At 61.1% G+C, this 21,269-nt stretch carries 23 protein-coding genes; 9 read left to right on the top strand and 14 right to left on the bottom strand.

Going from position 1 to position 21,269, the window contains the following annotated elements; translation table 11 throughout:
• Window positions 1–16: 16 nt before the first annotated feature.
• Both ACNAZS_RS04990 and ACNAZS_RS04985 read right to left on the bottom strand, forming a co-directional pair.
• Window positions 17–988: a Bug family tripartite tricarboxylate transporter substrate binding protein gene (locus tag ACNAZS_RS04990; protein WP_415786736.1), complete on the bottom strand. Its 972-nt coding sequence runs from the start codon at window positions 986–988 to the stop codon at window positions 17–19.
• Window positions 989–1,062: 74 nt separating this feature from the next.
• On the bottom strand, window positions 1,063–2,064 hold the full coding sequence (locus ACNAZS_RS04985; protein ID WP_415786734.1) for a Bug family tripartite tricarboxylate transporter substrate binding protein: 1,002 nt from the start codon (window positions 2,062–2,064) through the stop codon (window positions 1,063–1,065).
• Between the two features lie 327 nt (window positions 2,065–2,391).
• Between ACNAZS_RS04985 and ACNAZS_RS04980 the strand changes: the two genes are divergently transcribed.
• The 4 genes from ACNAZS_RS04980 to garL all read left to right on the top strand — a co-directional run bounded on the left by ACNAZS_RS04980 (window position 2,392) and on the right by garL (window position 6,289).
• Window positions 2,392–3,429, top strand: a complete 1,038-nt coding sequence (locus tag ACNAZS_RS04980) for an SMP-30/gluconolactonase/LRE family protein (protein WP_415787077.1) — start codon at window positions 2,392–2,394, stop codon at window positions 3,427–3,429.
• 113 nt (window positions 3,430–3,542) lie between these two features.
• Window positions 3,543–4,307 carry a FadR/GntR family transcriptional regulator gene (locus ACNAZS_RS04975; protein WP_415786732.1) on the top strand — a complete coding sequence of 255 codons (765 nt, stop codon included), beginning with the start codon at window positions 3,543–3,545 and terminating at the stop codon, window positions 4,305–4,307.
• 33 nt (window positions 4,308–4,340) lie between these two features.
• Window positions 4,341–5,450, top strand: coding sequence for an Ldh family oxidoreductase (locus ACNAZS_RS04970; RefSeq protein WP_415786730.1), 1,110 nt, complete (start codon window positions 4,341–4,343; stop codon window positions 5,448–5,450).
• A 71-nt stretch (window positions 5,451–5,521) separates the two neighbouring features.
• Complete coding sequence (gene garL / locus ACNAZS_RS04965) at window positions 5,522–6,289, top strand: 2-dehydro-3-deoxyglucarate aldolase (protein ID WP_415786728.1); 768 nt, start codon at window positions 5,522–5,524, stop codon at window positions 6,287–6,289.
• Window positions 6,290–6,482: 193 nt separating this feature from the next.
• On the opposite strand, the gene rpsT is transcribed toward garL, so the two are convergent.
• The 10 genes from rpsT to ACNAZS_RS04915 all read right to left on the bottom strand — a co-directional run bounded on the left by rpsT (window position 6,483) and on the right by ACNAZS_RS04915 (window position 14,330).
• Window positions 6,483–6,746 (bottom strand): 30S ribosomal protein S20, encoded by a 264-nt coding sequence (gene rpsT / locus ACNAZS_RS04960; RefSeq protein ID WP_415786726.1) that lies wholly within the window; start codon window positions 6,744–6,746, stop codon window positions 6,483–6,485.
• Window positions 6,747–6,831: 85 nt separating this feature from the next.
• Window positions 6,832–7,800, bottom strand: a complete 969-nt coding sequence (locus ACNAZS_RS04955) for a FecR domain-containing protein (protein WP_415786724.1) — start codon at window positions 7,798–7,800, stop codon at window positions 6,832–6,834.
• 149 nt (window positions 7,801–7,949) lie between these two features.
• The gene (gene murJ / locus ACNAZS_RS04950) at window positions 7,950–9,509 is read right to left on the bottom strand and encodes a murein biosynthesis integral membrane protein MurJ (protein ID WP_415786722.1); all 1,560 of its coding nucleotides are present in this window, start codon (window positions 9,507–9,509) and stop codon (window positions 7,950–7,952) included.
• A 54-nt stretch (window positions 9,510–9,563) separates the two neighbouring features.
• Complete coding sequence (locus tag ACNAZS_RS04945) at window positions 9,564–10,322, bottom strand: 3-hydroxyacyl-CoA dehydrogenase (protein ID WP_415786720.1); 759 nt, start codon at window positions 10,320–10,322, stop codon at window positions 9,564–9,566.
• A 73-nt stretch (window positions 10,323–10,395) separates the two neighbouring features.
• Entirely contained in the window at window positions 10,396–11,052 is a 657-nt protein-coding gene (gene adk, locus ACNAZS_RS04940; RefSeq protein ID WP_415786718.1) for an adenylate kinase, read from the bottom strand.
• Window positions 11,053–11,148: 96 nt separating this feature from the next.
• Window positions 11,149–11,916, bottom strand: coding sequence for a 3-deoxy-manno-octulosonate cytidylyltransferase (kdsB, locus tag ACNAZS_RS04935; RefSeq protein ID WP_415786716.1), 768 nt, complete (start codon window positions 11,914–11,916; stop codon window positions 11,149–11,151).
• Entirely contained in the window at window positions 11,913–12,104 is a 192-nt protein-coding gene (locus ACNAZS_RS04930; RefSeq protein WP_415786714.1) for a Trm112 family protein, read from the bottom strand. The genes kdsB and ACNAZS_RS04930 overlap by 4 nt, the downstream gene beginning before the upstream one ends.
• 62 nt (window positions 12,105–12,166) lie before the next feature.
• Entirely contained in the window at window positions 12,167–13,207 is a 1,041-nt protein-coding gene (lpxK, locus tag ACNAZS_RS04925) for a tetraacyldisaccharide 4'-kinase (protein ID WP_415787075.1), read from the bottom strand.
• A gap of 92 nt (window positions 13,208–13,299) precedes the next feature.
• Complete coding sequence (locus ACNAZS_RS04920) at window positions 13,300–13,713, bottom strand: ExbD/TolR family protein (protein WP_415786712.1); 414 nt, start codon at window positions 13,711–13,713, stop codon at window positions 13,300–13,302.
• Window positions 13,710–14,330, bottom strand: a complete 621-nt coding sequence (locus ACNAZS_RS04915) for a MotA/TolQ/ExbB proton channel family protein (RefSeq protein WP_415786710.1) — start codon at window positions 14,328–14,330, stop codon at window positions 13,710–13,712. The genes ACNAZS_RS04920 and ACNAZS_RS04915 overlap by 4 nt, the downstream gene beginning before the upstream one ends.
• Before the next feature lie 357 nt (window positions 14,331–14,687).
• Here ACNAZS_RS04915 and xseA point away from each other — a divergent pair, with 357 nt between their 5' ends.
• From xseA to pcaF, 4 genes are all read left to right on the top strand, one after another.
• A complete protein-coding gene (gene xseA / locus ACNAZS_RS04910; RefSeq protein WP_415786708.1) occupies window positions 14,688–16,043 on the top strand; it encodes an exodeoxyribonuclease VII large subunit in 1,356 nt (451 codons plus the stop codon).
• A 132-nt stretch (window positions 16,044–16,175) separates the two neighbouring features.
• A complete protein-coding gene (gene sodB, locus ACNAZS_RS04905) occupies window positions 16,176–16,754 on the top strand; it encodes a superoxide dismutase [Fe] (protein WP_415786706.1) in 579 nt (192 codons plus the stop codon).
• Between the two features lie 104 nt (window positions 16,755–16,858).
• Window positions 16,859–18,259: a chloride channel protein gene (locus ACNAZS_RS04900; RefSeq protein ID WP_415786704.1), complete on the top strand. Its 1,401-nt coding sequence runs from the start codon at window positions 16,859–16,861 to the stop codon at window positions 18,257–18,259.
• 118 nt (window positions 18,260–18,377) lie between these two features.
• Window positions 18,378–19,583, top strand: a complete 1,206-nt coding sequence (pcaF, locus tag ACNAZS_RS04895) for a 3-oxoadipyl-CoA thiolase (RefSeq protein WP_415786702.1) — start codon at window positions 18,378–18,380, stop codon at window positions 19,581–19,583.
• Between the two features lie 103 nt (window positions 19,584–19,686).
• Here pcaF and ACNAZS_RS04890 read toward each other — a convergent pair whose 3' ends face one another.
• Together ACNAZS_RS04890 and ACNAZS_RS04885 are read right to left on the bottom strand one after the other, a co-directional pair.
• Entirely contained in the window at window positions 19,687–20,100 is a 414-nt protein-coding gene (locus tag ACNAZS_RS04890) for a DUF192 domain-containing protein (protein WP_415786699.1), read from the bottom strand.
• Between the two features lie 261 nt (window positions 20,101–20,361).
• Window positions 20,362–20,607, bottom strand: a complete 246-nt coding sequence (locus ACNAZS_RS04885; protein WP_006220277.1) for a cold-shock protein — start codon at window positions 20,605–20,607, stop codon at window positions 20,362–20,364.
• 221 nt (window positions 20,608–20,828) lie between these two features.
• Between ACNAZS_RS04885 and clpS the strand changes: the two genes are divergently transcribed.
• Window positions 20,829–21,143 carry an ATP-dependent Clp protease adapter ClpS gene (gene clpS / locus ACNAZS_RS04880; RefSeq protein ID WP_415786696.1) on the top strand — a complete coding sequence of 105 codons (315 nt, stop codon included), beginning with the start codon at window positions 20,829–20,831 and terminating at the stop codon, window positions 21,141–21,143.
• Window positions 21,144–21,269 lie beyond the last annotated feature (126 nt).

Genomic DNA, 21,269 nt, shown 5'->3' with positions numbered 1-21,269 from the left:
CGCGTGGAGCAAGGTATTACTGCAACTCGATGCCGCCGTCTTTGATCACTTTTTTCCAGCGTGCGACTTCCTCTTGCTGGAATTTGGCGAACTCTTCGGGTGTGTTGGCGACGACCTCGAAGCCCAGGCCATTGAGCGTCTTGGTCACGCCGGGGTCGCGCAGGGAGGTGCGCAGCGATTCGGACAGGGTCTTGACGATGGGGGCCGGCGTGCCTTTGGGCACGGCAAAGCCTTGCCAGGAGTAGACGACCATGTCTTTTACGCCGGCTTCGCCCAGCGTGGGCACGTCGGGCAGATCGGGCGAGCGTTCGCTACCCGTGATCGCCAGGGCCTTGAGTTTGCCGGCCTGGACGTGTTTTTGCACGGCGCCCAAGTTCTGGAATGACACGTTGACCTGTGCCCCCAGCAAGTCGGCAATGGCTGCGGCGCCGCCGCGATACGGGACGTCGACGCCGGTCGTGCCGGTGCGTTGGCGAAACAGAATGGCCGACAGGTGATCAGACGAACCCGTGCCCGATGAGGCGTATGAGATTTGGTCCGGGTTTTTCTTGGCGTATTCCACCAGTTCGGCCACCGTGTTTGGCGGGAACGAAGGTGGCGCGACCAGAATGTTGGGGTTGCGCACGGCCTGGGTCAGATAGATGAAATCCTTGCTGGGGTTGTACGACAGCTCTTTGTACAGGGCTTCGTTGATGGCGAATGTACCGATCGAGCCCACCATCATGGTGTAGCCATCGGGGGTCGAGCGTGCCAGGGCCTGGGCGCCGATCGCACTGTTGGCGCCGGGCTTGTTTTCGGCCACAAAGGTCTGACCCAAGAGTTTTTGCATGCCCGGCATCACCGAGCGAGCCGTGATATCGGAGGAGCCGCCTGGTACGAACGGTACGATGACAGTGACGGGTTTTTCAGGGTAGTTCGCCGCGTGGGCGGCGGTGCCGCCCAGCACGGTCAGGCTGGCGGTTGCAATAGCGCTGATCAGTTTTTTCACAATGTCTCCTGGTGCGCGTGTTGTGAGATTGCCGCCGGCCCACGCGATCCGGCAGCTGGGGAAATAGAGGGGGATTAGTCGATCCGCGCGCCGGATTGCTTGACGACTTCGGCCCATTTGACGCCTTCGGCGGCCATGAATTTCTTGAATTCGGCCGAGGTCATACCCGACGGCGTGGCGCCTAACGATTCAAAGCGTTGACGTACGGCGGGCATTTTCAGGATCTTCGCGACTTCGACCTGGATCTTGTCAACGATCTCTGTCGGGGTACCTGCTGGCGCAAACAGACCGAACCAGCTCGCGGCGTCGTAGCCGGGCACGCCGGCTTCGGCCATCGTAGGTACATCAGGCAGCGCAGGGGAGCGCTCTGTGGTGGTCACCGCCAGAGGGCGTAACTTGCCGGCCTTGATGAAACCCATGGATGACGGCAGGTTGTCGAAAATCAAATCGGCGGAGCCGCCCATCACGTCCGCCAAAGCCGGACTGCTGCCTTTGTAGGGCACATGGGTCATTTTCGTGCCGGTCATCGACTGGAACAGCTCGCCCGCCATGTGAATGGAGGTGCCGTTGCCGCTGGACGCCATGTTGACCTTGCCGGGGTTGGCTTTCAGGTAGGCGATCAGGTCTTTGACGTTGCTGATCTTATGTTTCTCGGCGAAGGCGTTGTTCAATTCCAGAATGTTGGGCACCGGAATGACGAGAGTGACAGGGGTAAAGTCACGCACGGTGTCGTAGGGCAGCTCGGCGTACAGTGATTGATTGATCGCGTGCGTGCTGACGGTGCCCATCAACAAGGTGTAGCCGTCGGGTTTGGCGCGCGCAGCCTCGGCGGTGCCTACATTGCCTCCGGCGCCCGCTCGGTTCTCGACCACGATGGGTTGATTCCAGGCTTTGCCGAGCTCGCTGGCGACGACGCGGGCCGCAATGTCTGTCGTGCCGCCAGCTGGGAACGGCACCAGGATGGTAATTTGGCGTGTCGGATAGGCGTCGGCTGCGTGGACGACGGGCATGGCTGCCAGAGCCGCACCTGCGCACAGCCCCGCCAATAAGGTGCGACGAGAAAATTGAACAGGCATACAGGTGTCTCCTGGAGTGCGCAGTGCGCGCATCTTGTGTTTGTCTCTGCGAATGTTTCGCTATGAACTTTCTCGATGAAACTCATCCTCTGTATGGGGTAATGACCAGGGGATTTTCTTGTAAAACAAATATAGGTATTGAGGGTTTGCTTGTCAACCAAGTATACTTTTTCGAGCCTATATTGCACGCAGATAAAGACGGCATTTAGGGCAGTGAATACCCTATGGTGTGGGTCCCTTACACGACAAACAATAATCACGATCCGGAGACAATGTATGCGCGATACCTTCACGCAGCGGACGGCGACCGAAGGCCCGTCTGGCCAAATGTGTCAAGCTCATGGCGACTCGGTGAACCAGGGGCGACGTGCTTTATTGGCAGGCGCGGGCGCCGCGGCGATCACGTTGCCGGCTATGGCCCGGGGATGGGAACCCGCGCAGGCGTATCCTGACCCCGCGATACAGGTGCTGGATCCTGCGTTTGAGAAATACCGCTTGTTCAATGCCAGTATCGAGCGCATTGCTACCGGCATGGTGTGGAGCGAAGGCCCGGTGTGGTTTGGGGATGGTCGCTATTTGTTGTGGAGCGATATTCCTAACGACCGCATGATGAAGTGGGAAGAAGAAACCGGCGCGGTCAGCGTGTTTCGCAAGCCCTCTAATTTTTCCAATGGCAATACGCGCGATCGCCAGGGACGCTTGATCACGTGCGAGCACTTGACGCGCCGAGTGACCCGTACGGAATACGATGGCTCAATCACCGTGTTGATGGACAGTTATGACGGCAAGCCGCTGAATTCGCCCAATGACGTGGTCTGCCATTCGGATGGCTCGATATGGTTTACCGACCCGCCCTTCGGTATCGGCGGCAATTACGAGGGTCGCAAGGCGACGCCCGAGCTGCCGCATACGGTTTATCGGATCGACGCCGAGACGGGCAAGGGTGAGGCCATGATCACCGACCTGAAGGGGGCGAATGGCTTGTGTTTTTCCCCGGATGAGTCGCTGTTGTACGTGGTCGAAGGGCGGGCAACGCCCAATCGCCTGATTCATGTCTATGATGTGACAGAAGGTGGGAAAAAGCTGTCCGCGGGCAAGGTATTTCTCGACGCGCAAGGTGGCACGATCGATGGCATGGCCTGCGATGCCGACGGCAACCTGTGGTTGGGTTGGGGCATGGGCGAGGGCAAGGACGGCGTGATGATGGTGTCGCGCGAGGGCAAGCGCCTGGGGCATATTCATTTGCCCGAGCGTTGCGCGAATCTGTGCTTTGGCGGCGCTCAGCGCAATCGCCTGTTCATGACGTCGTCGCATTCGGTCTATGCCTTGTATGTGAATACACAAGAGGCGGGCGCCGGTTCGTGATCAATCGCGGATAAGGATTGATCGTCGCAGGGTCGGATGTGCGTGGCGCATCGGATCCTGCAAACGTTTGAGTCGTGCATGCGCGCGTCTCGTGGTGTAGATGGGAGCGCGGCATGAGTCGCAAGCAGGCAGCAAAATTGCAGAAGGCCGCGCCGGCAGCAGAGGGCGTCGAGCTGGTGCTAGAGCGCGGCCAGCGCGTGCGTCTGGCGGATCAGTTGTATGGCCAGATTTTTGAGCAAATCGTTGAGGGCGGCCTGAATGTCGGCGACAAGCTACCGTCCGAGCATGAGATTTGTGATCGCTTTGGCGTGTCGCGGCCGGTGGTGCGCGAGGCGCTGTTGCGCTTGCGCGCCGATGGCCTGGTCACGGCGCATCAAGGGTTGGGCACTTTTGTCAGTCACCAGCCGGCGCCACGATTAAAGACCTTCAGTGATGTGAAAAACGTCAGTGCGTATTTACGTGCGCAAGAGGTACGGGTTGCACTCGAGGGCGATGCCGCCCGGCTGGCCGCGATGCGTCGTACCGATGAGGAACTGCGCCACATCACCGAGGCGCATGCGGCCTTTGTGGACGAACTGGAACGCGGCCATGTGTCGCAAGAGGCCGATCTGGCTTTTCATGCCAGCATTGCGCAAGCGACAGGCAATGACTACTACCTGGGTGTGCTGGAGTCCATTCATGAGTCGATCAGCGGTTTTATGCGCCTGACGCTCAGTTTGACGCGTACGGGGTCACGTCAACGCGCGCAGCGCGTGGCGGACGAGCACGCGGCCATTTTGTCGGCGATACGCGAGCAGGATGGTGAACGGGCCAGGGTGACGATGCAGTTTCACCTGGGCCAGGCGCGTCATCGTCTGGTCGATCGGGAACGAGATTAAAAGTAAGGGCAATGAGCCCGAAGGAGAACAGCAGTGCAGGGTGGTAGCAGTCACGTGATAGAGGTGCCGGCAGCGCGGGTGCGCCAGCAGATTCAGCAGGTGCTGGTGGCGTGGGGAATGCCCGAAGATTTGGCGACCACGACGGCCGACCTGATGGCCGAGACGGATTTGTTGGGGATCGATTCGCACGGTATTTCCATGCTGCCTTCGTATGAGGCCAAATTGCGCGCGGGGACCTTGCATATTGGCGCGCGTCCTCGGCTAGTGCGCGATTCGGTGGCGACTGCGCTGCTCGATGGTATGGGGGGATTGGGATATCCCGTGGCAGCCCAGGCCATGAATCTGGCGGTAGACAAGGCGCTGGCGCATGGCGTGGGGGCGGTGTCGGTGCGGAACTCGCATCATTTCGGCGCGGCGGGCGTGTATGCGCGTATCGCGGTACGGCGCGGCACGGTGGGCCTGGTGACCAGCAGTGCGACCACGTTGATCATGGTGCCCACCCATGGCGCGATACCGGTGCTGGGGACCAATCCTATTGCGTTTGCGGCCCCGGCGGCGCAGAACGAATCATTCGTGCTGGATATGGCGACCACGACGGTGGCGGCCAACAAGGTCAAGGTATATGACTTTTATGGAAAACCTTTGCCCGCAGGGTGGGCAATGGATGGCCAGGGCCGTAGCGTCACGGACTCCGCCGAGGCCATGCGCTACATTTTTGATCACGCCGAGGGCGGCTTGAGCCCGTTGGGAGGAACCCCGGAGATGAGCAGTCATAAGGGCTATGGCCTGGCGATGATGGCGCAGATTCTCGGGGGCACGTTGAGTGGTAGCGCGATGGCGGCCCGTAAAGCGGTGACGCGTCAACCCGGCGACCCGGACGATGTGGGTCATTTCTTTTTGGCCCTGAATCCGGATGCCTTTCGTGAGTCGGGCTCGTTTGAGGACGAGTTGGACGAGGTCATCGATACGCTCCACGAAACACCTCCTGTCGATCCTGCGGTGCCCGTGCAGGTGGCGGGCGAGCCGGAGGCCGCCGAGCGCGAGCGTCGTCTGCGCGACGGGATTCCCATTTCCGCAGCGCTGGAACAGCGTTTGCGCGCGATATGCGAGCGCAGTGGCGTGAGTTACATGCTGGCCGACTGAATGAGGCCGACCAAAGCGTCCGGCATCACGCTTGATTAAAACCTACCTCTTAATTAGCCAAGGAAGTCACCATGAGTTCACCGTTGCCTAACCGTTTTCGCCAGAAAATTCTGGCCCGCGAGCGGCTGATTGGTTTTTGGATGTGCATGTCCAACCACATTACTGCCGAGCTGGCCGGACTGGCTGGCTATGACTGGTTGCTGATCGATGGCGAGCATTCACCGAATGAGATATCCCTGATGCTGCAGCAGTTGCAGGCGTTGCAGGGCAGCAGCAGTGCGGCGATTGGTCGGCCGTCATGGAATGATCCGGTCGAGATCAAACGCATGCTGGATATTGGGTTTTACAACCTGTTGATTCCGTTTATCGAGTCGGCCGACGAGGCGCGTCGGGCCGTGGCGGCGACGCGTTATCCGCCGCAAGGCATCCGCGGAGTGGCGGGTATGCAGCGCAGCAATCGCTACGGCACGGCATCGGATTATCTGACGACGATCAACGACAACCTCTGCGTGTTGTTGCAGATCGAAAGCCGCGCGGGTGTCGAGGCCGTTGATGAGATTGCCGCGGTGGATGGCGTGGACGGCGTCTTTATTGGCCCGTCGGATTTGGCGGCTGGCCTGGGGCATTTGGGCAATCCGGGTCACCCGGAAGTACAGGAAGCCATTCGCCATTTGTATGAGCGAATTACGGCGCATGGCAAGGCCGTAGGGACATTGGCGCCTGTGCAGGCAGATGCTCGTCGTTATTTGGATATGGGCATGCACTTTGTCGCCGTGGGGACGGATCTGGGCGTGTTCAAGCAGGCCACGTTCGCGTTGCGAGAGACCTTTGCGGGCTAAACAAGGGGAGGCCGGCCGATGATTCGGCCGATTGTCTCGTATTTGCCAGGCTTTTAGACAACACGCCAAGCCAGGCGCCACAAAAAAGCGCCAAACCAAATGCCAGGCAAAACAAAAGGATGCCTCACGGGGCATCCTTTTGTTTTGCCGTATTCATGCAGCCCCGCCATGAAGAGCGGGACAGCAGAATGGCTTAAGCCAGCGCCTTGATGGCAGAGGCCAGGCGGCTCTTGTGGCGAGCGGCCTTGTTCTTGTGAATGATGTTCTTGTCGGCCACGCGGTCAATCACGCTCGTGGCTTTCTGGAACACTTCGTTAGCCGCCGCCTTGTCACCGGCGTCGATCGATTGGCGTACGCGCTTGATGGCGGTGCGCAGCATCGAGCGCAGGCTGGAGTTGTGCTTGTTGCGCTCGACCGATTGACGAGCGCGCTTGCGGGCTTGGGCGGTATTGGCCATGTTGTGATATTTTCAGTGAATTCGGCAAAGTCCAGTATTTTAGCAAGTTTACCGGGGATTGCAAGGGGTTCGTGTATTAGGCGTCTTAGGCTGCCGCCACGGAGATGGTCGTAAGCCAGGGGGTGAAGCGTTGAACCACGATGGGCAGATTTTGCTCGAGGTGGAGGAGCGTTGCGTCGACGTCATCCAGCGAGTAATGGCCGGATACGGGTAGGCCGCCTGCTGCCATAGAAACGCGTAGTGCTCCCGAATAATATGGGCGCAGCGCTGCAACGATTTCGCTAAGGGTAACGCCGCGCGCATCAATACGCCCGTGTTCCCATGCTGCCTGTGCGGCCATTTCGTAACTGGGTTGCCCCAGGCGCAACATATCAAAGCGGATCCCCATGCCCGGGTCGAGGTACGTACGGGCACCGGCCAGGGTCTCGATCTCGAGGGGCTCGTCGTGCGCCACCACCAAGGTACGATGCGGCTGCTGACGCACCATGTAACGTGCGCCGGACGACCGGATCAGGCCTTCGCTGGTCTTGACGGTGAACGTACGGGATTCGTGGGCTGCGGCCGTCACGGCCACCGCGCCATTTTGGAGGTTGAGTGTGCGCGTATGAGGTGTATAGGCCAGATCTACACTGCTGCGGGCATCCAGCAAGAGCTTGCTGCCATCGGACAGGGTGTAACGGCGTCGTTCGGAGGTCCCGGTAACAGCGTCGGAGGTCAGGCGTTGCAGAGGATAGTAAAGGTTACCGACATAGGCGGCCGAGGTGCCTCCGACGGCCAGCAGGGCGGCCCCCGCCAGAAAGCGACGGCGGGTGCGTGATACCGAGGGTGCTAAGGGAGGCTCGTTCAGTGCGGCGAGCGCTTCGTCGGCAGCGGCGCCATCCAGGGTGTTCGTCAGGTGCTCCCAGGCCTCGTGATGCTGGGGAGTCGTGTCGCGCCAGGCGCGAAAGGCGGCATAGTCGTGCTGAGTGGCACGGCCTGAACGCAGCAATAAAAGCCAATTGATGGCTTGGTTTGCCAGGGGAGATGGGGAGCTGAAGGGATGGGTAGTTCCCATAAGCGAATCCGAATAGCAGCCAGGCAATGGATAAATGGTAATGCAACTTTTACGTTAGTTTACATTAGTTTTGGAACTTTTTTAAAGGTTTGGGAAGGTATGCCTGCCCTGGGTGCGGACGTTGGGACGTTGGGACGTTGGGGCGGGAGTTAGCTGGCGCGCCGACGGCCAAAGTCTCGCAGGCGAAAGCCGCAGAGGAACAGCGCGGCAAAGTATGCGACGCCGCTGGCGATGACAACGGCCGCCAGCCAAAGCGCGCGGTGCAGGGGCTGGGCCTGTAATGCCACCCAGTCCAGATGGCGATCGGCATAGCACAGGATGGTGGCCAGAGCTGCCAAGGCCGGTAACAAACGCAAGGCAAATCGCAGCCAGCCAGGAGCGGGGCGATAAGTGCCGCGACGCAGCAGGCCGACGAGCAAGGCTGCGGCGTTGAGCGTCGCGCCCAGACCAATGGCGAGCGCCAGACCCGCATGAGCCAGCATGGGGACCAGTGCCAGATTCATGAGTTGGGTAGCAATCAGCACCACGATGGCAATTTTGACCGGGGTGCGGATATCCTGCTGGGCATAGAAGCCGGGCGCCAGAATCTTGACGCTGAGAATGCCGATCAGACCCACGGAATAGGCCATCACCGCCACGCGCGTCTGTGCCACGTCTTGCGCCTGGAACGCGCCGTAATGAAACAGTGTCGCCACCAGACCGTCAGACAGGAGCGCCAGGCCCAGGGCAGCCGGCAGCCCCAGCATGATGACCAGACGCAAGCCCCAGTCCAGCAAAGCGGAATAGCCCGCTACGTCCTGTTTGGCATGAGCGGCCGACAGACTGGGTAGCAGTACCGTGCCTAACGCCACACCCAGCAGGGCGGTGGGGAACTCCATCAGACGGTCGGCAAACGACAGCCATGTGACGCTGCCCGGCGTTAGCCAGGTGGCGATGTTGGTGTTGATCAGCAATGAAATCTGGGCGACGGAGACGCCCAGTGTGGCCGGGGCCATTTGCTTGAGAATGCGCTTGACTGTGGCATCGCCCCAGGCTTGTCGCAGATTGGTGCCGAGTCGGGGCGTCATGCCCAATCGGGCCAATGCGATCCACTGCACTACCAACTGGGCGACCCCGCCTGCCATGACGCCGATGGACAAAGCGTAAATGGGGATGTCCAGCCGAGGGGCCAGCCACAGGCAGGCCGCGATCATGGACAGGTTGAGCAGTACGGGGGTAAAGGCCGGCACGGCAAAGCGCCGCCAGGTATTCAGAACGCCCGACGCAAAGGCGATCAGCGACATGCACAGGATGTACGGGAACATCACCCGGGTCATCCAGACCGCTGCGCCGAATTCGGTACCCCGAGCTTCGCCGCGCAGGCCGGTGGCCATGGCGGTAACGACCCAGGGGGCCGCCACGATGCCGATGAGGGTGATGGTCATCAGCGAGATCGTTAGCAGCATGGCAACGCGGTCGAGCAAGGTGCGGACCTCGGCGTCGCTGCGTTCGTTGCGGGCGGCCCCCAGAATGGGCACGAAGGCTTGAGCGAATGCCCCTTCGGCGAACAGGCGCCGCAGTAAGTTCGGAATACGAAACGCCACCCAGAAGGCGTCAGTGAGCGGCCCGGCGCCAAACGCGCGGGCTATCAGAATGTCACGGACCAGGCCGGTGATACGCGACAGCAGAGTAAAGGTGCTGACGGTAGCCGCCGAGCGGAACAAACTCATGGAATCTAAAAAAATGGCCCCCGTGTGGGCGGGGGCGGTGTTGAGGTGGCCGGGTTACTTGGGCGGCATACGAATCGCGCCGTCGAGGCGGATCGTTTCACCGTTGAGCATATCGTTCGTGACGATGGCATGCACGAGTTTGGCGTAGTCGTCCGGACGGCCCAGGCGAGCGGGGAACGGGATGCTGGCCGCCAGCGAGTCTTGCACCTCTTGAGGCATGCCAAAGACCATCGGCGTGCCGAATATCCCCGGGGCGATGGTCATGCAGCGGATGCCGGCCTTGGACAGGTCGCGCGCGATGGGCAACGTCATGCCGGCAACGCCCGCCTTGGAGGCGGCGTAAGCGGCCTGACCGATCTGGCCGTCGAACGCGGCGACCGAGGCGGTGTTGATCAGAATGCCGCGTTCGCCCGTGGACTCGGGCGCGTTGGCGCTCATGGCCTCGGCGGCCAAACGCATCATGTTGAAGCTGCCGATCAGATTGATCGAGACGACTTTCTGGAATAGTTCCAGGGGGTGAGCGCCGTTTTTGCCGACGATCTTGGCGGCCGGCGCGACACCCGCGCAATTGACCAAGCCAAACAGGGAGCCTAGCTCCAGGGCGGCAGCGACCGCGTTCTTGCCGTCGGCTTCCTGAGTAACGTCGCAGTGCACGTAGCGCTGGTTGAGTTCTTTGGCCAGGGCTTCGCCGACCTCATCTTGGACGTCGGCGATGACGACTTTGGCGCCGTTGCTGGTCAGCATACGCACGGTGCCAGCCCCCAGGCCGGACGCTCCGCCCGTCACAATGAATACCTTGTTCGCGATTTCCATTTTGAATCTTTAAGATAAGAGTTTAGTAAAGCGCCGTGGCAGGCCGCGGCGCCTAAACGGCGCGTCCGCGGACTTAGCTGGCCAGGGCCTCAAACAGGCGGGCCTTGATCTCTTCGACTGCACCGACACCGGCAATCTTGCGATATTTCGGCGCCCGGCTATCGCCGGAGTCGGCCCAGGACGAGTAGTAGTCCACGAGGGGGCGAGTCTGGTTCTGGTAAACGGTCAGGCGGCTACGCACGGTTTCTTCGCTGTCGTCGTCGCGTTGGACCAGGGGCTCGCCCGTGACGTCGTCCACGCCCTCGACCTTGGGTGGATTGAAGTGCACATGGTAGCTACGACCGCTGGCGGGGTGGACACGTCGACCGCTGATGCGCTCGATGATTTCTTCTTCGGGTACGGCGATTTCGACGACGTAATCGAGCGCGACACTGGCGCTCTTGAGTGCGTCGGCTTGAGGAATGGTGCGCGGAAAACCGTCAAACAGGTAACCATTGGCGCAATCCGGCTGTTTCAGGCGGTCTTGTACGAGGCCAATGATGATGTCGTCAGATACCAGGCCGCCTGCGTCCATTACCTTTTTGGCTTCCAGGCCGAGCGGCGTGCCGGCTTTGACAGCCGCGCGCAACATGTCGCCGGTGGAAATTTGCGGAATGGCGAACTGCTGGGTGACGAAAGCAGCCTGAGTGCCTTTGCCGGCACCGGGCGGACCAAGCAGAATGAGACGCATGGAAGAGCTCCTGAATGATGGGATGTTTTTTAAGGTCGGGGACGATTATGCCGCAACACTGTCTACAGTGTGGTTACCTAGGTCAGGGAAAACCCGCTATTGCGAGTGATGGGTATACCAGGCGCGAACGCGTTCCAGGTCGGCGGGTGTGTCGACACCGGCCATAGGGGGTTCGGGTGTACGGTATACGACGATAGTGTGGCCGTGTTCGAGGGCGCGCAGTTGCTCGAGGGCTTCGTAGCGCTCGAGCGTGCCTTGGGGCAGTACGGGAAAGCGTCGCAAAAATCCGACTCGGTACGCATATAAGCCAATGTGATGCAGGGCCGGCAGTCCGGTGGCCAGCATGCGCTCTCCGGTAGCCAGGGCGTCGCGTGCCCAGGGAATCGGTGCGCGCGAAAAATACAGGGCGCGCCCGTCAGTGCCACACACGACCTTGACGACGTTGGGATTAAAGAGTGCCTCGGCGTCGGCCAGCGGGCATGCGCAGGTCGCGATATCGGCATCGGGACGGTCGTGCAGTAGCGTGGCAACGGCGTCGATCAGCTCGGGGTCGATCAGGGGTTCGTCACCCTGTACGTTGACCACAATCGTATCGTCAGCCAGGCCCAACTGCTCGACCGCCTCGGCCAGGCGGTCGGTGCCCGTGGGGTGATCGTTACGGGTCAACACCGCGGTATAGCCGTGCTCGACGGCGGCGGCCTTGACGCGCGTATCGTCAGTGGCGATATATACCTGCCCTGCCTGCGAACGCACGGCGCGTTCGGCCACACGCACGACCATGGGCTTGCCGGCAATATCGGCTAGCGGCTTGTCGGGCAAGCGTGTAGACGCCATGCGGGCGGGGATCAGGGCGACAAAACTCACGATGTGGCCGTGTCTGAACGAGACGTATCCAGAGAGCGGGCTTCGGATTCGAGCATCACGGCAATGCCATCACGCACAGGATAAGCCAAGCGGTCTGCACGGCAGATCAGTTCGGCCTGCGTGCGGTCGTAGTTAAGGCGGCCCTTGCATAGCGGGCACACGAGCGTGTCGAGAAGGCGGGGTTCCATGAGCACAATTCTAAAGCAGTTTAGGGGAGAAACGGACGCCGTAACGTCCCGCATACGGCGTTTCAGCGCAGGGCGATGGCGGCTTGGCGCAGATATTTGTCCAGCCAATCGAATAGGGTCGGGTCGGAAAACTGTGCCTGGACGGGGACTTCCCAGAGGCGTGCGTCAGCGAAGCCGCGGCATTTGATGGCATCCTTCGAGGTGATCAGAATCGCCTCGGCAGGCAGCGCGTCGAACGGCGAGCGTTGGTAGTCGTAATGATCGGGCAGGGGCATGCACGCCATCGGTTGCACGCCTGCGGCCCGCAGAGTCGCAAAAAAACGACCGGGGTTGCCGATGCCCGCCGCCGCCGCGACGTTTTCGAAGACGGTGGGACGGGCGAAATCGCTCAGGGGCCGATGCTCGCCGGTCTGTAAGTGGCGGGCGCCATCCGGTTGCAAGTGCATATCGGCTTGTCGCGGGCCAGTGTGCCCGGCTGGGGCGCGCTGCGCGGACGAGTCGCCAGGCGTCGGCGGTGGCACAGCCGGCCCGGGTGGCGTCGCATCATGCGTCGAGCAGTTGGTGATGATGACGTCGACGGACTGCAATCGGCTTGCCGGCTCTCGCAGCGGGCCGGCGGGCAGCAGGCGGCCATTGCCGACGCCGCGCTCGTCCTGCACGACGAACTCCACATCGCGGGCCAGGGCGAGATGCTGCAGACCATCGTCGGAAACGATCACGTCGGTCTGCGGATACTGCTCCAGCAAGACTTGGGCCGCGAGGGCGCGGCGGGGGTGCACGGCCACGGGAGCGCCCGTCGCGTGGGCGATCAGTGCGGGCTCGTCGCCAACGTCGGCGGGATTCAACTCGCCGTGGCCGACACGGGGTTGGGGGCCAATTTTGGCGCCGTAGCCTCGGCTGACGACACCGGGAGTCCAGCCTCGTTCGCGCAATTCTTGTACGGTGGCGATGACCACCGGCGTCTTGCCGGTGCCGCCGACATAGATATTGCCGATGACGACGACGGGGACGGGAGGGCGGTGTATCGGCCGTTCGCCTCGTAAAAACTGCGCGCGTCGTCGCGCCACGTGCCAGCCCGTGAGCGCGGCCAGAGGCCGCAGCATGGCCGCGAGCCAACCGTCATGTTGCCAGTGGCGTTGCACAAAGCCGGCGCGGGACGAAGGCGAGGCGGGTGTGTCGGGCGGCAAGGGATGTGTCACCGAGCGTTTTGGGCAGCGAAATTGACGCGGCTTATGCCTGCCATGCGGGCGGCTTCCATGACGTTGACGACCGATTGATGCGAGGCCTGGGCATCGGCATTGATCAGCAGAAGCGTCTCGTCCTTGCCTGCCGCCGCCAGGGCCAGGCGATGGGCGATATCGGCGGGCGTGGCGGCGTCGATCACCGTGCCGTTAACGGCATAACGCCCATCACGGCTGACGGCGATCTCAAGCGCGGGCGGGGTGTCTTGCTCGATGGCGGCTTCAGGCAGGGCGATCTCCAACTGCGTATAGCGGGCGAACGACGTGGTGGCCGCCAGAAAGATCAGGATCACCAACAAAACGTCGATCAACGGAATCAGGTTGATGTCGAGTTCGTCGCGATCGCCGCGCTGGCCACGGAAATTCATGGTTGGACCCGGCCGGTGGCCAATGTGTTGGTCGCGCGGGCGAGGCGCGCCGCCGCCTGCTCCAGGGCGTTGAGCAAATTATCAACGCGGGTGCGTAGATAACGGTGAGCAATCATGGCGGGTATGGCGATCAGGATGCCGAATGCCGTGTTGTACAGGGCGATGGATATGCCGCGCGCCAGTTGCGCCGGGTCGCCGCCCGCGGGTGTGTAGGACGCGAAAATTTCGATCATGCCGATCACCGTGCCAAACAGCCCCAGCAGCGGGGCGATGACGGCGATGGTGCCCAGCGCGGGAATGTATCGGTTCAGGTCGTGCGCGACCGCGCGACCCACGTCTTCGACGGCGGCGCGTTGTACGTGGCGCGGCTCGTGACGTTGGCGCAGGACTTCGGCCAGGATGCGCCCCAGGGGCGAATGCTGTTCCAGCCGGGTCAGTGCCTCGGGACCGTCCTGGCCGTTGCGCTGCATTTCCATGACTTGATCAGGCAACCCGTGCGGCACGATCAGCTTGTGCCGAAGGGACAGCAGGCGCTCGACGATGAGGCCCACACAAAGGACAGAGGTAATCAGCAGGGGCCAGATCGGCCAGCCCGCTTCGCGGATAATGGACAGCAAGGAGTGACTCCGAAGTTCGGCAGCGCCTGCGTGGCGACACCCGATTTTAAGGGCGCACTGTACCGGTCGGACAGGCTTTGTGGCAAGGCCGCTGGAACTGGCCGGCCGGCCCAGAATCTATCCACAGATTTTGTGGATAATTCTGTGCAAAACTTACCCTAGACGCGGATAAATGCTGGCTTTGCGCTGGATTGAGCGATTTTCGATCATCGGTGATGAATATATTTTTTTATATAAAACAGTGGGTTATATCTATTTTGCTAGCGTTCCGGCCGGCGCTGCAAGATTTATCGGCTTGCGGTATCATCGCGGCCCGTTCGGCCCACCCTGTGGACAGCTATCTCTCTGGAAAGCCTTATGACAGTTGAGTTTCCAGTCACAAATGACGTATTTACGCGGGATATCCTGACAGTTGCCCAGCTGAATCAGTCAGTGGGCCAATTGCTGGAGCGCAATATTCCGCTCTTATGGGTGCGCGGTGAAATTTCCAACTTCACCCAAGCGGCATCGGGACATTGGTACTTTACGCTGAAAGACAGTCGCGCCGCCGTACGGACAGTGATGTTTCGCAGTCGTGCCTCCGCGGTCGGATTTGTGCCGCGGGCGGGCGATCAGGTCGAAGTCCGCGCGCGCGTCTCGTTGTACGAGCCACGCGGCGATTATCAATTACAGGCCGACGCGATGCGGCGGGCGGGCCTGGGAAATTTGTACGAGGCCTTTCTGCGCTTGAAGACCCAGTTGGCCTCGGAGGGCTTGTTTGACGAAACCGCCAAACGTGCGCCTGTCGCGTTGCCCCGCGCTATCGGTGTGATCACCTCGCTGCATGCGGCCGCGTTGCGCGATGTGTTGTCCGCTTTGGCCCGGCGTGCGCCTCAGGTGCCCGTGGTTGTGTACCCCGCGCCGGTGCAGGGCGCCGATGCCGCGCCGCGATTGGTGGCTCAGGTCCAGCAGGCTAACGAGCGCCAGGAGGTCGACACGCTGTTGCTGGTGCGTGGCGGGGGCAGCATCGAAGACCTGTGGAGTTTTAATGACGAGGCCCTGGCGCGGGCGGTGGCAGCGAGCGCTATCCCTATTATTAGTGGGGTAGGGCACGAAACGGACTTCACGATTGTGGATTTTGTGGCCGATCTGCGCGCGCCGACGCCGACGGCTGCGGCCGAACTGGCCTGCGTGCCGCGCGCGGATCTGTTGGCGCGGATTGATCACGCCGCGCAGCGCTTGCTGCGAGGCCAGCAACGCCGGCTGGATCAGGCAGCACAGCGACTGGATCGCGCCGCGGCCCAACTAGTGTCGCCCCGTCGCCGTCTCGCGCACCAGGCCGAGTGCCTGAATACGCTGCGTCATCGTCTGGTCTCGGCCTGGCAGGGCCCTCAAGGTCGCCGCGTCGCGCGGCTGGGCATGTCAGTGCAGCGCCTGTCGCATGCCACGCCCGATACGGGACGCGCGCGTGAGCGCCTGGCGGCCCTGGCGCGTCGCTTGCATCAGGCTCAGGAACGCCAATTGGCGACGCGCGTGGCTCGTACCGAGGCGATCAGCGCCCATCTGCGCGCGCTGGATCCTCAGCACACCCTGGCGCGCGGCTACGCGATTGTGCGCGACGCCGACGGCCACATTTTGCGTGATGCCGCGCCCTTAGCGCGCGGCCAGGCATTGAGCCTGACGTTTGCGCAGGGTGGAGCACAAGTCGAAGTCCTGGACACGCACTCGTCCTGAGGGGCGTGTGAATTTATGGATTGATTCTCCTTTCGCGTAACCCCGCGCTGTAATGGGTTAACACGGGTTTGCCGCGCAAGAGTCGATACAATCTTATGGCTTGATCGTGCAATCAACTACGAAGGAATCCTCATGGCACATACTCTTCCCCCTTTGCCTTACGAGCTTGATGCTCTGGCGCCGCACATTTCCAAAGAAACCCTCGAGTTTCACTACGGCAAGCATCACCAAACGTACGTTACCAATCTGAACAACCTGATTCCTGGTACCGAGTTCGAAAACTCGTCGCTCGAAGACATCGTCAAGAACTCCTCCGGCGGCGTGTTCAACAACGCTGCCCAAATCTGGAACCACACGTTCTACTGGAACAGCCTGGCTCCCAAGGCTGGTGGCGCGCCCAGTGGCGCACTGGCCGATGCTATCAACGCCAAATGGGGCAGCTTCGATAATTTCAAAGATGCCTTTAACAAGTCGGCGGCTGGAAATTTCGGTTCGGGTTGGACCTGGCTCGTCAAGAAAGAAGACGGCTCGGTGGACATCGTCAATACGAGCAACGCCGCGACCCCGCTGACCACCACTGACAAGCCGCTGCTGACCTGTGATGTGTGGGAACACGCCTATTACATCGACTATCGCAACGCTCGTCCCAAGTACCTGGAAAACTTCTGGGCACTGGTGAACTGGGACTTCGCGGCCAAGAATTTCGCCTAAGCAGCCACTTTGCTATAGTGCGCAACGCCCGGTTTCGGCCGGGCGTTTTCGTTTTTTAAACATGAATTCCCCTCACGGGCGGGTCGCTCTGGCAAAATACCGCGATGCCCGATATGTCTCCCACGCGCCATGGTTTGACTGGTCTCAAGTTGATTGCGCGTCGCAAGACTCGGCAGCTAAGTCGTTTGTCGCGCAAAAGCCTGCACTTGTTCTTGCTGTTGGGCGGAGCCGCTCTAGTGGCCTTGGTGTCTCTGGGTTTCACCTGGCTGGCTGATTTGGCGCTCGAGTGGAACCATGCCTGGACGACGCGTTTCGGATGGGCGGCATTTATTGTGATTCCGCTCGCTTTTGCGTTGCTACGCTGGTTGACCATGCGTTACGCGCCCAATGCCGCGGGCAGCGGTATTCCGCAGGTCATCGGGGCGCTGTCGATGCCGTCCGGCGCAGCACAGACCAGTCTGGTGTCCATGCGCCAAACCCTATGGAAGATTCCGCTGACTTTCCTGGGCCTGGCTGCGGGCGCTTCGGCGGGGCGCGAGGGGCCATCGGTACAGGTGGGTGCCGCGCTCATGTTGGCCTGGGGCAATTTTTGGTTGCGTCGAGGTGTTCCCTTGCGCGGTTTCCGTGCCAACGAGCTGATCGCCGCCGGCGCGGCCGGCGGGTTGGCGGCGGCCTTTAACGCACCACTGGCCGGCGTGATCTTTGCGATTGAAGAGTTGGGGCGCAGTACGGCGCTGCGTTGGCAGCGTCTCGTGCTGATCGGCGTCTTGGCCGCTGGCTTTTTGGTAGTGGCCGTGGACGGCAACAATCCTTATTTCGGCACCTTTACCGGGGAAACCTTGCCGCGGAACATGTTGCTGTGGGTGGTGCTGTGCGGTCTGATCAATGGGGCACTGGGCGGTATTTTCAGTCGATTGTTAAGCAAAGGAGTGTCGGGCAGCGCACCGGTGGCCTGGCGTGCGTGGATCCGGCGGCATCCGCTTTACACGGCCGCCGCCATGGGGTTGGTGCTGGCATGCCTGGGGACGTTGAGCGGCTATACGGTTTATGGCACCGGCTACGCAGTGGCTGGTGAACTGTTGTCGGGCAATGGTGAGGCGCCCACAGGGTTTGGCTTGGCCAAGCTGGGCGCCACGGTGGCATCGTATTGGGCGGGCATTCCCGGCGGTATTTTTACGCCTGCGCTGACGACCGGTGCGGGCATCGGTCAGCATATCTGGGAGCTCGTCGGGGGCGACGTCGACCGTCGCGTCCTGGTATTGATATGTATGGCAGCCTTTTTAGCGGCGGCGACACAAGCTCCTTTGACTGCCAGCGTAATCGTGATGGAAATGACCGGTAGCCAGCCGATGCTGTTCTGGCTGTTGTTGGGGGCCTTGTCGGCGTCGCTCGTGGCACGGCAGTTTTGTCCGAGGCCGTTCTACCATTTTGCCGCCGGGCGTTTTCGCCGGCAGGCCCAGGTAGAGGCGGGCCGTGCGACGAATGATAAAACGTCCGGCAGCTAGACAGTGTCCGTCGCATGGACAGGATGGCCATGGGCGAGTATGGCGCATGCCAGGCTAGCGTAAGATCATCTTCATCATTTTTCTTTGTCATATTCACTTTTTTTACGAGCTTCGATCTATGACCGTGCACGCTTACATTTGTGATGCCATTCGTACCCCTTTTGGCCGTTACGGCGGTTCTTTGGCGCCCGTGCGCGCCGATGACTTGGCCGCTGTGCCGATCAAGGCCCTGATGGCGCGCAATCAGGGCGTTCAATGGGAAGAACTGGCTGACGTCCTGTTGGGTTGTGCCAACCAGGCCGGCGAAGACAACCGCAACGTGGCCCGTATGGCCGCTTTGTTGGCCGGCTTGCCGATCGATGTGCCGGGCGGCACGATCAACCGCCTGTGCGGCTCGGGTCTGGATGCGATTGGCACGGCCGCTCGTGCGATCCGCGCGGGCGAGGCAGGCCTGATGTTGGCCGGTGGCGTTGAAAGCATGAGCCGTGCACCCTTTGTCATGGGCAAGGCTGAAAGCGCGTTTTCGCGCAGTGCGGCGATTTACGACACCACGATCGGCTGGCGCTTCGTCAATAAGCTGATGAAAGCCCAGTACGGCGTCGATTCGATGCCGGAAACGGCGGAAAACGTGGCCGACGACTTCAACATCAGCCGCGAAGACCAAGACAAATTCGCATTGGCCAGCCAGGCCAAGACGGCCCGTGCGCAGCAAACCGGCGTGTTTGACGCCGAAATCACACCGGTGTCCATCGCCCAACGCAAGGGCGACCCGGTCGTGGTGAGCAAAGACGAACATCCGCGCGAAACCAGCCTCGAGTCCCTGGCCCGCCTGAAGGGCGTAGTACGCGAGGGCGGTACGGTAACGGCGGGCAATGCTTCCGGGGTCAACGATGGTGCAGCAGCGCTGTTGCTGGCAGACGAACGTGCTGCGGCTCGTCACGGTCTGACGCCACGTGCACGCGTCGTCGCGATGGCGACGGCAGGGGTCGCTCCCCGTGTCATGGGCATGGGCCCGGCGCCGGCGACGCGCAAGGTGCTCGCGCTCACCGGCCTGACGCTGGACCAGATGGACGTTATCGAGTTGAACGAAGCCTTTGCCGCCCAAGGCCTGGCTGTGTTGCGCGATTTGGGTATTGCCGACGATGATGCGCGCGTCAACCCGAATGGAGGTGCGATTGCCTTGGGTCATCCGCTGGGGGCCAGCGGTGCGCGTCTGGCGACGACGGCGGTGAATCAACTGCATCGCAGCGGTGGCCGTTATGCGCTGTGCACCATGTGCATCGGCGTCGGCCAGGGTATCGCCGTGGTGCTTGAGCGCGTCTAACTCATTGCTGCGAGCGTTCGTACCGTGGATGCCTGAGCGGGGCGCTCAGGTACAGCAAAAAAGCCGGGAGACCGGCTTTTTTGCTGTGAAGGCGGCTCGGAGATCAGGGCAAGCCGCCCAGGCGCAGGCCGGCCGCAATGCCATGCGACTCAAACCAACCCTGGGCCATCTCCAGCGCATAGCGCACCGGCTGGGCCGAGCAGTGGGGCGTATCGGTCTGGGGCGCCATATCCGCCATATTGACGATGGCGCCGTCGTCCGCAATGAACGCGATCGATAAGGGCAGGGGCGTATTGCGCATCCAAAAGCACTGTACCTCGGGCTGTTCGAAAATGAACAGCATGCCGTTGTTGTCAGGCAGGCTTTGACGGTGCATCAGGCCGAGACGGCGTGTGTCCTCGGTACTGGCGATTTCCGCGCGAATCACGTGAATCCCCGCTGTCAGCGCCACCACAGGTAAGCCTGTTTGCGGACTGCCTTGCGCAACTTGCGCCTGTGCCGCCGGGACGACGAGCATCAGGCTGCCTACAAGGGCGGCTATCGCAAGCGACGCTTGAACGCGCCTTTGATTGAGAACAGGTGGGTGGAAATGTCCCGCGACAAGGCGGGATAAGGCGCGGGCAAGCCGCGTACAACTACGAATCGACATGGGGCGGGTAAACAACAGAAAATAACAGGGCGGGGCATTTTGCCCCGCCCGGGTAATAACGCTACCTTCGAAACCGCACGACTGAAAACCGGGCCGGTCTATCGGGTAGCGTGATATAGATAGTGGGCGTCAGGCCGCCGTTATATTCAAAGCCTGTTTGCCTTTAGGTCCCTGAATTATCTCGAATGCCACTTTTTGGCCTTCTTTCAGGGTTTTGAACCCGTTCATCTGGATCGACGAAAAATGCGCGAATAAATCTTCACCACCATCGTCGGGTGTAATGAAGCCAAAACCCTTTGCATCGTTGAACCATTTGACGGTGCCCGTCGATTTGGGATTGTCCCCTTGGACGGCGGTTGCGGTCGTATCAGACATGCGGACTGCCTCATTTGAATCGTATGTTTGACAGAAAGCATTCGGCCCGGGCCGGTGCCTTCCGGCTTCCGGCGGCGTTTGTTTTCACAAGGCTGCCCCCGATTGCGTGGATAATGCTCTGCTTTTCTTCATAACGTCAAGTGTGGAAATTACGCATCTGTACGTGTAATTTTAAGTAATCAGCGACGAGTTTGCCCATTGTTTCAATACAATTCCGCTCTATGAGTTCGACCCTAGATACACAACACGACGTGGCCGTGGAAAAAGAGACGGCGCGCACTGCGCCGCCGCCCATGTACCAGGTTCTGTTGCTGAACGACGACTACACGCCGATGGAATTCGTGGTGAAGGTCCTGCAGAAGTTCTTCGGTAAAAACCAGGAAGACGCGACCCGGATCATGCTGCAAGTGCACCATGAAGGGCGCGGTGTCTGTGGTGTTTATCCGCGAGATGTGGCGTCCACGCGCATTGCCCAAGTCGCGCAGTACGCGCGCGAGCGCCAGCATCCGTTGCAGTGCGTCATGGAACCCGTGTAATGCCCAGCACCATGACCGCGGAATCCCATGCGGGGAGCCGCGCAGCGCCAGGCGTGCAGTAGCCAGGCAAACGGTTCTGGCGTAGTTTTTGCGAGACCCACAAGGCGAGTCTTGGCCCTGCAGCGT

It is taken from the genome of Bordetella tumulicola, from assembly GCF_965138755.1.
GTDB classification, from domain to species: Bacteria; Pseudomonadota; Gammaproteobacteria; order Burkholderiales; family Burkholderiaceae_B; genus Bordetella_A; species Bordetella_A tumulicola.
Note: the sequence above shows the minus strand (reverse complement) of the source record. Positions and strands in the feature narration are given on the sequence as shown.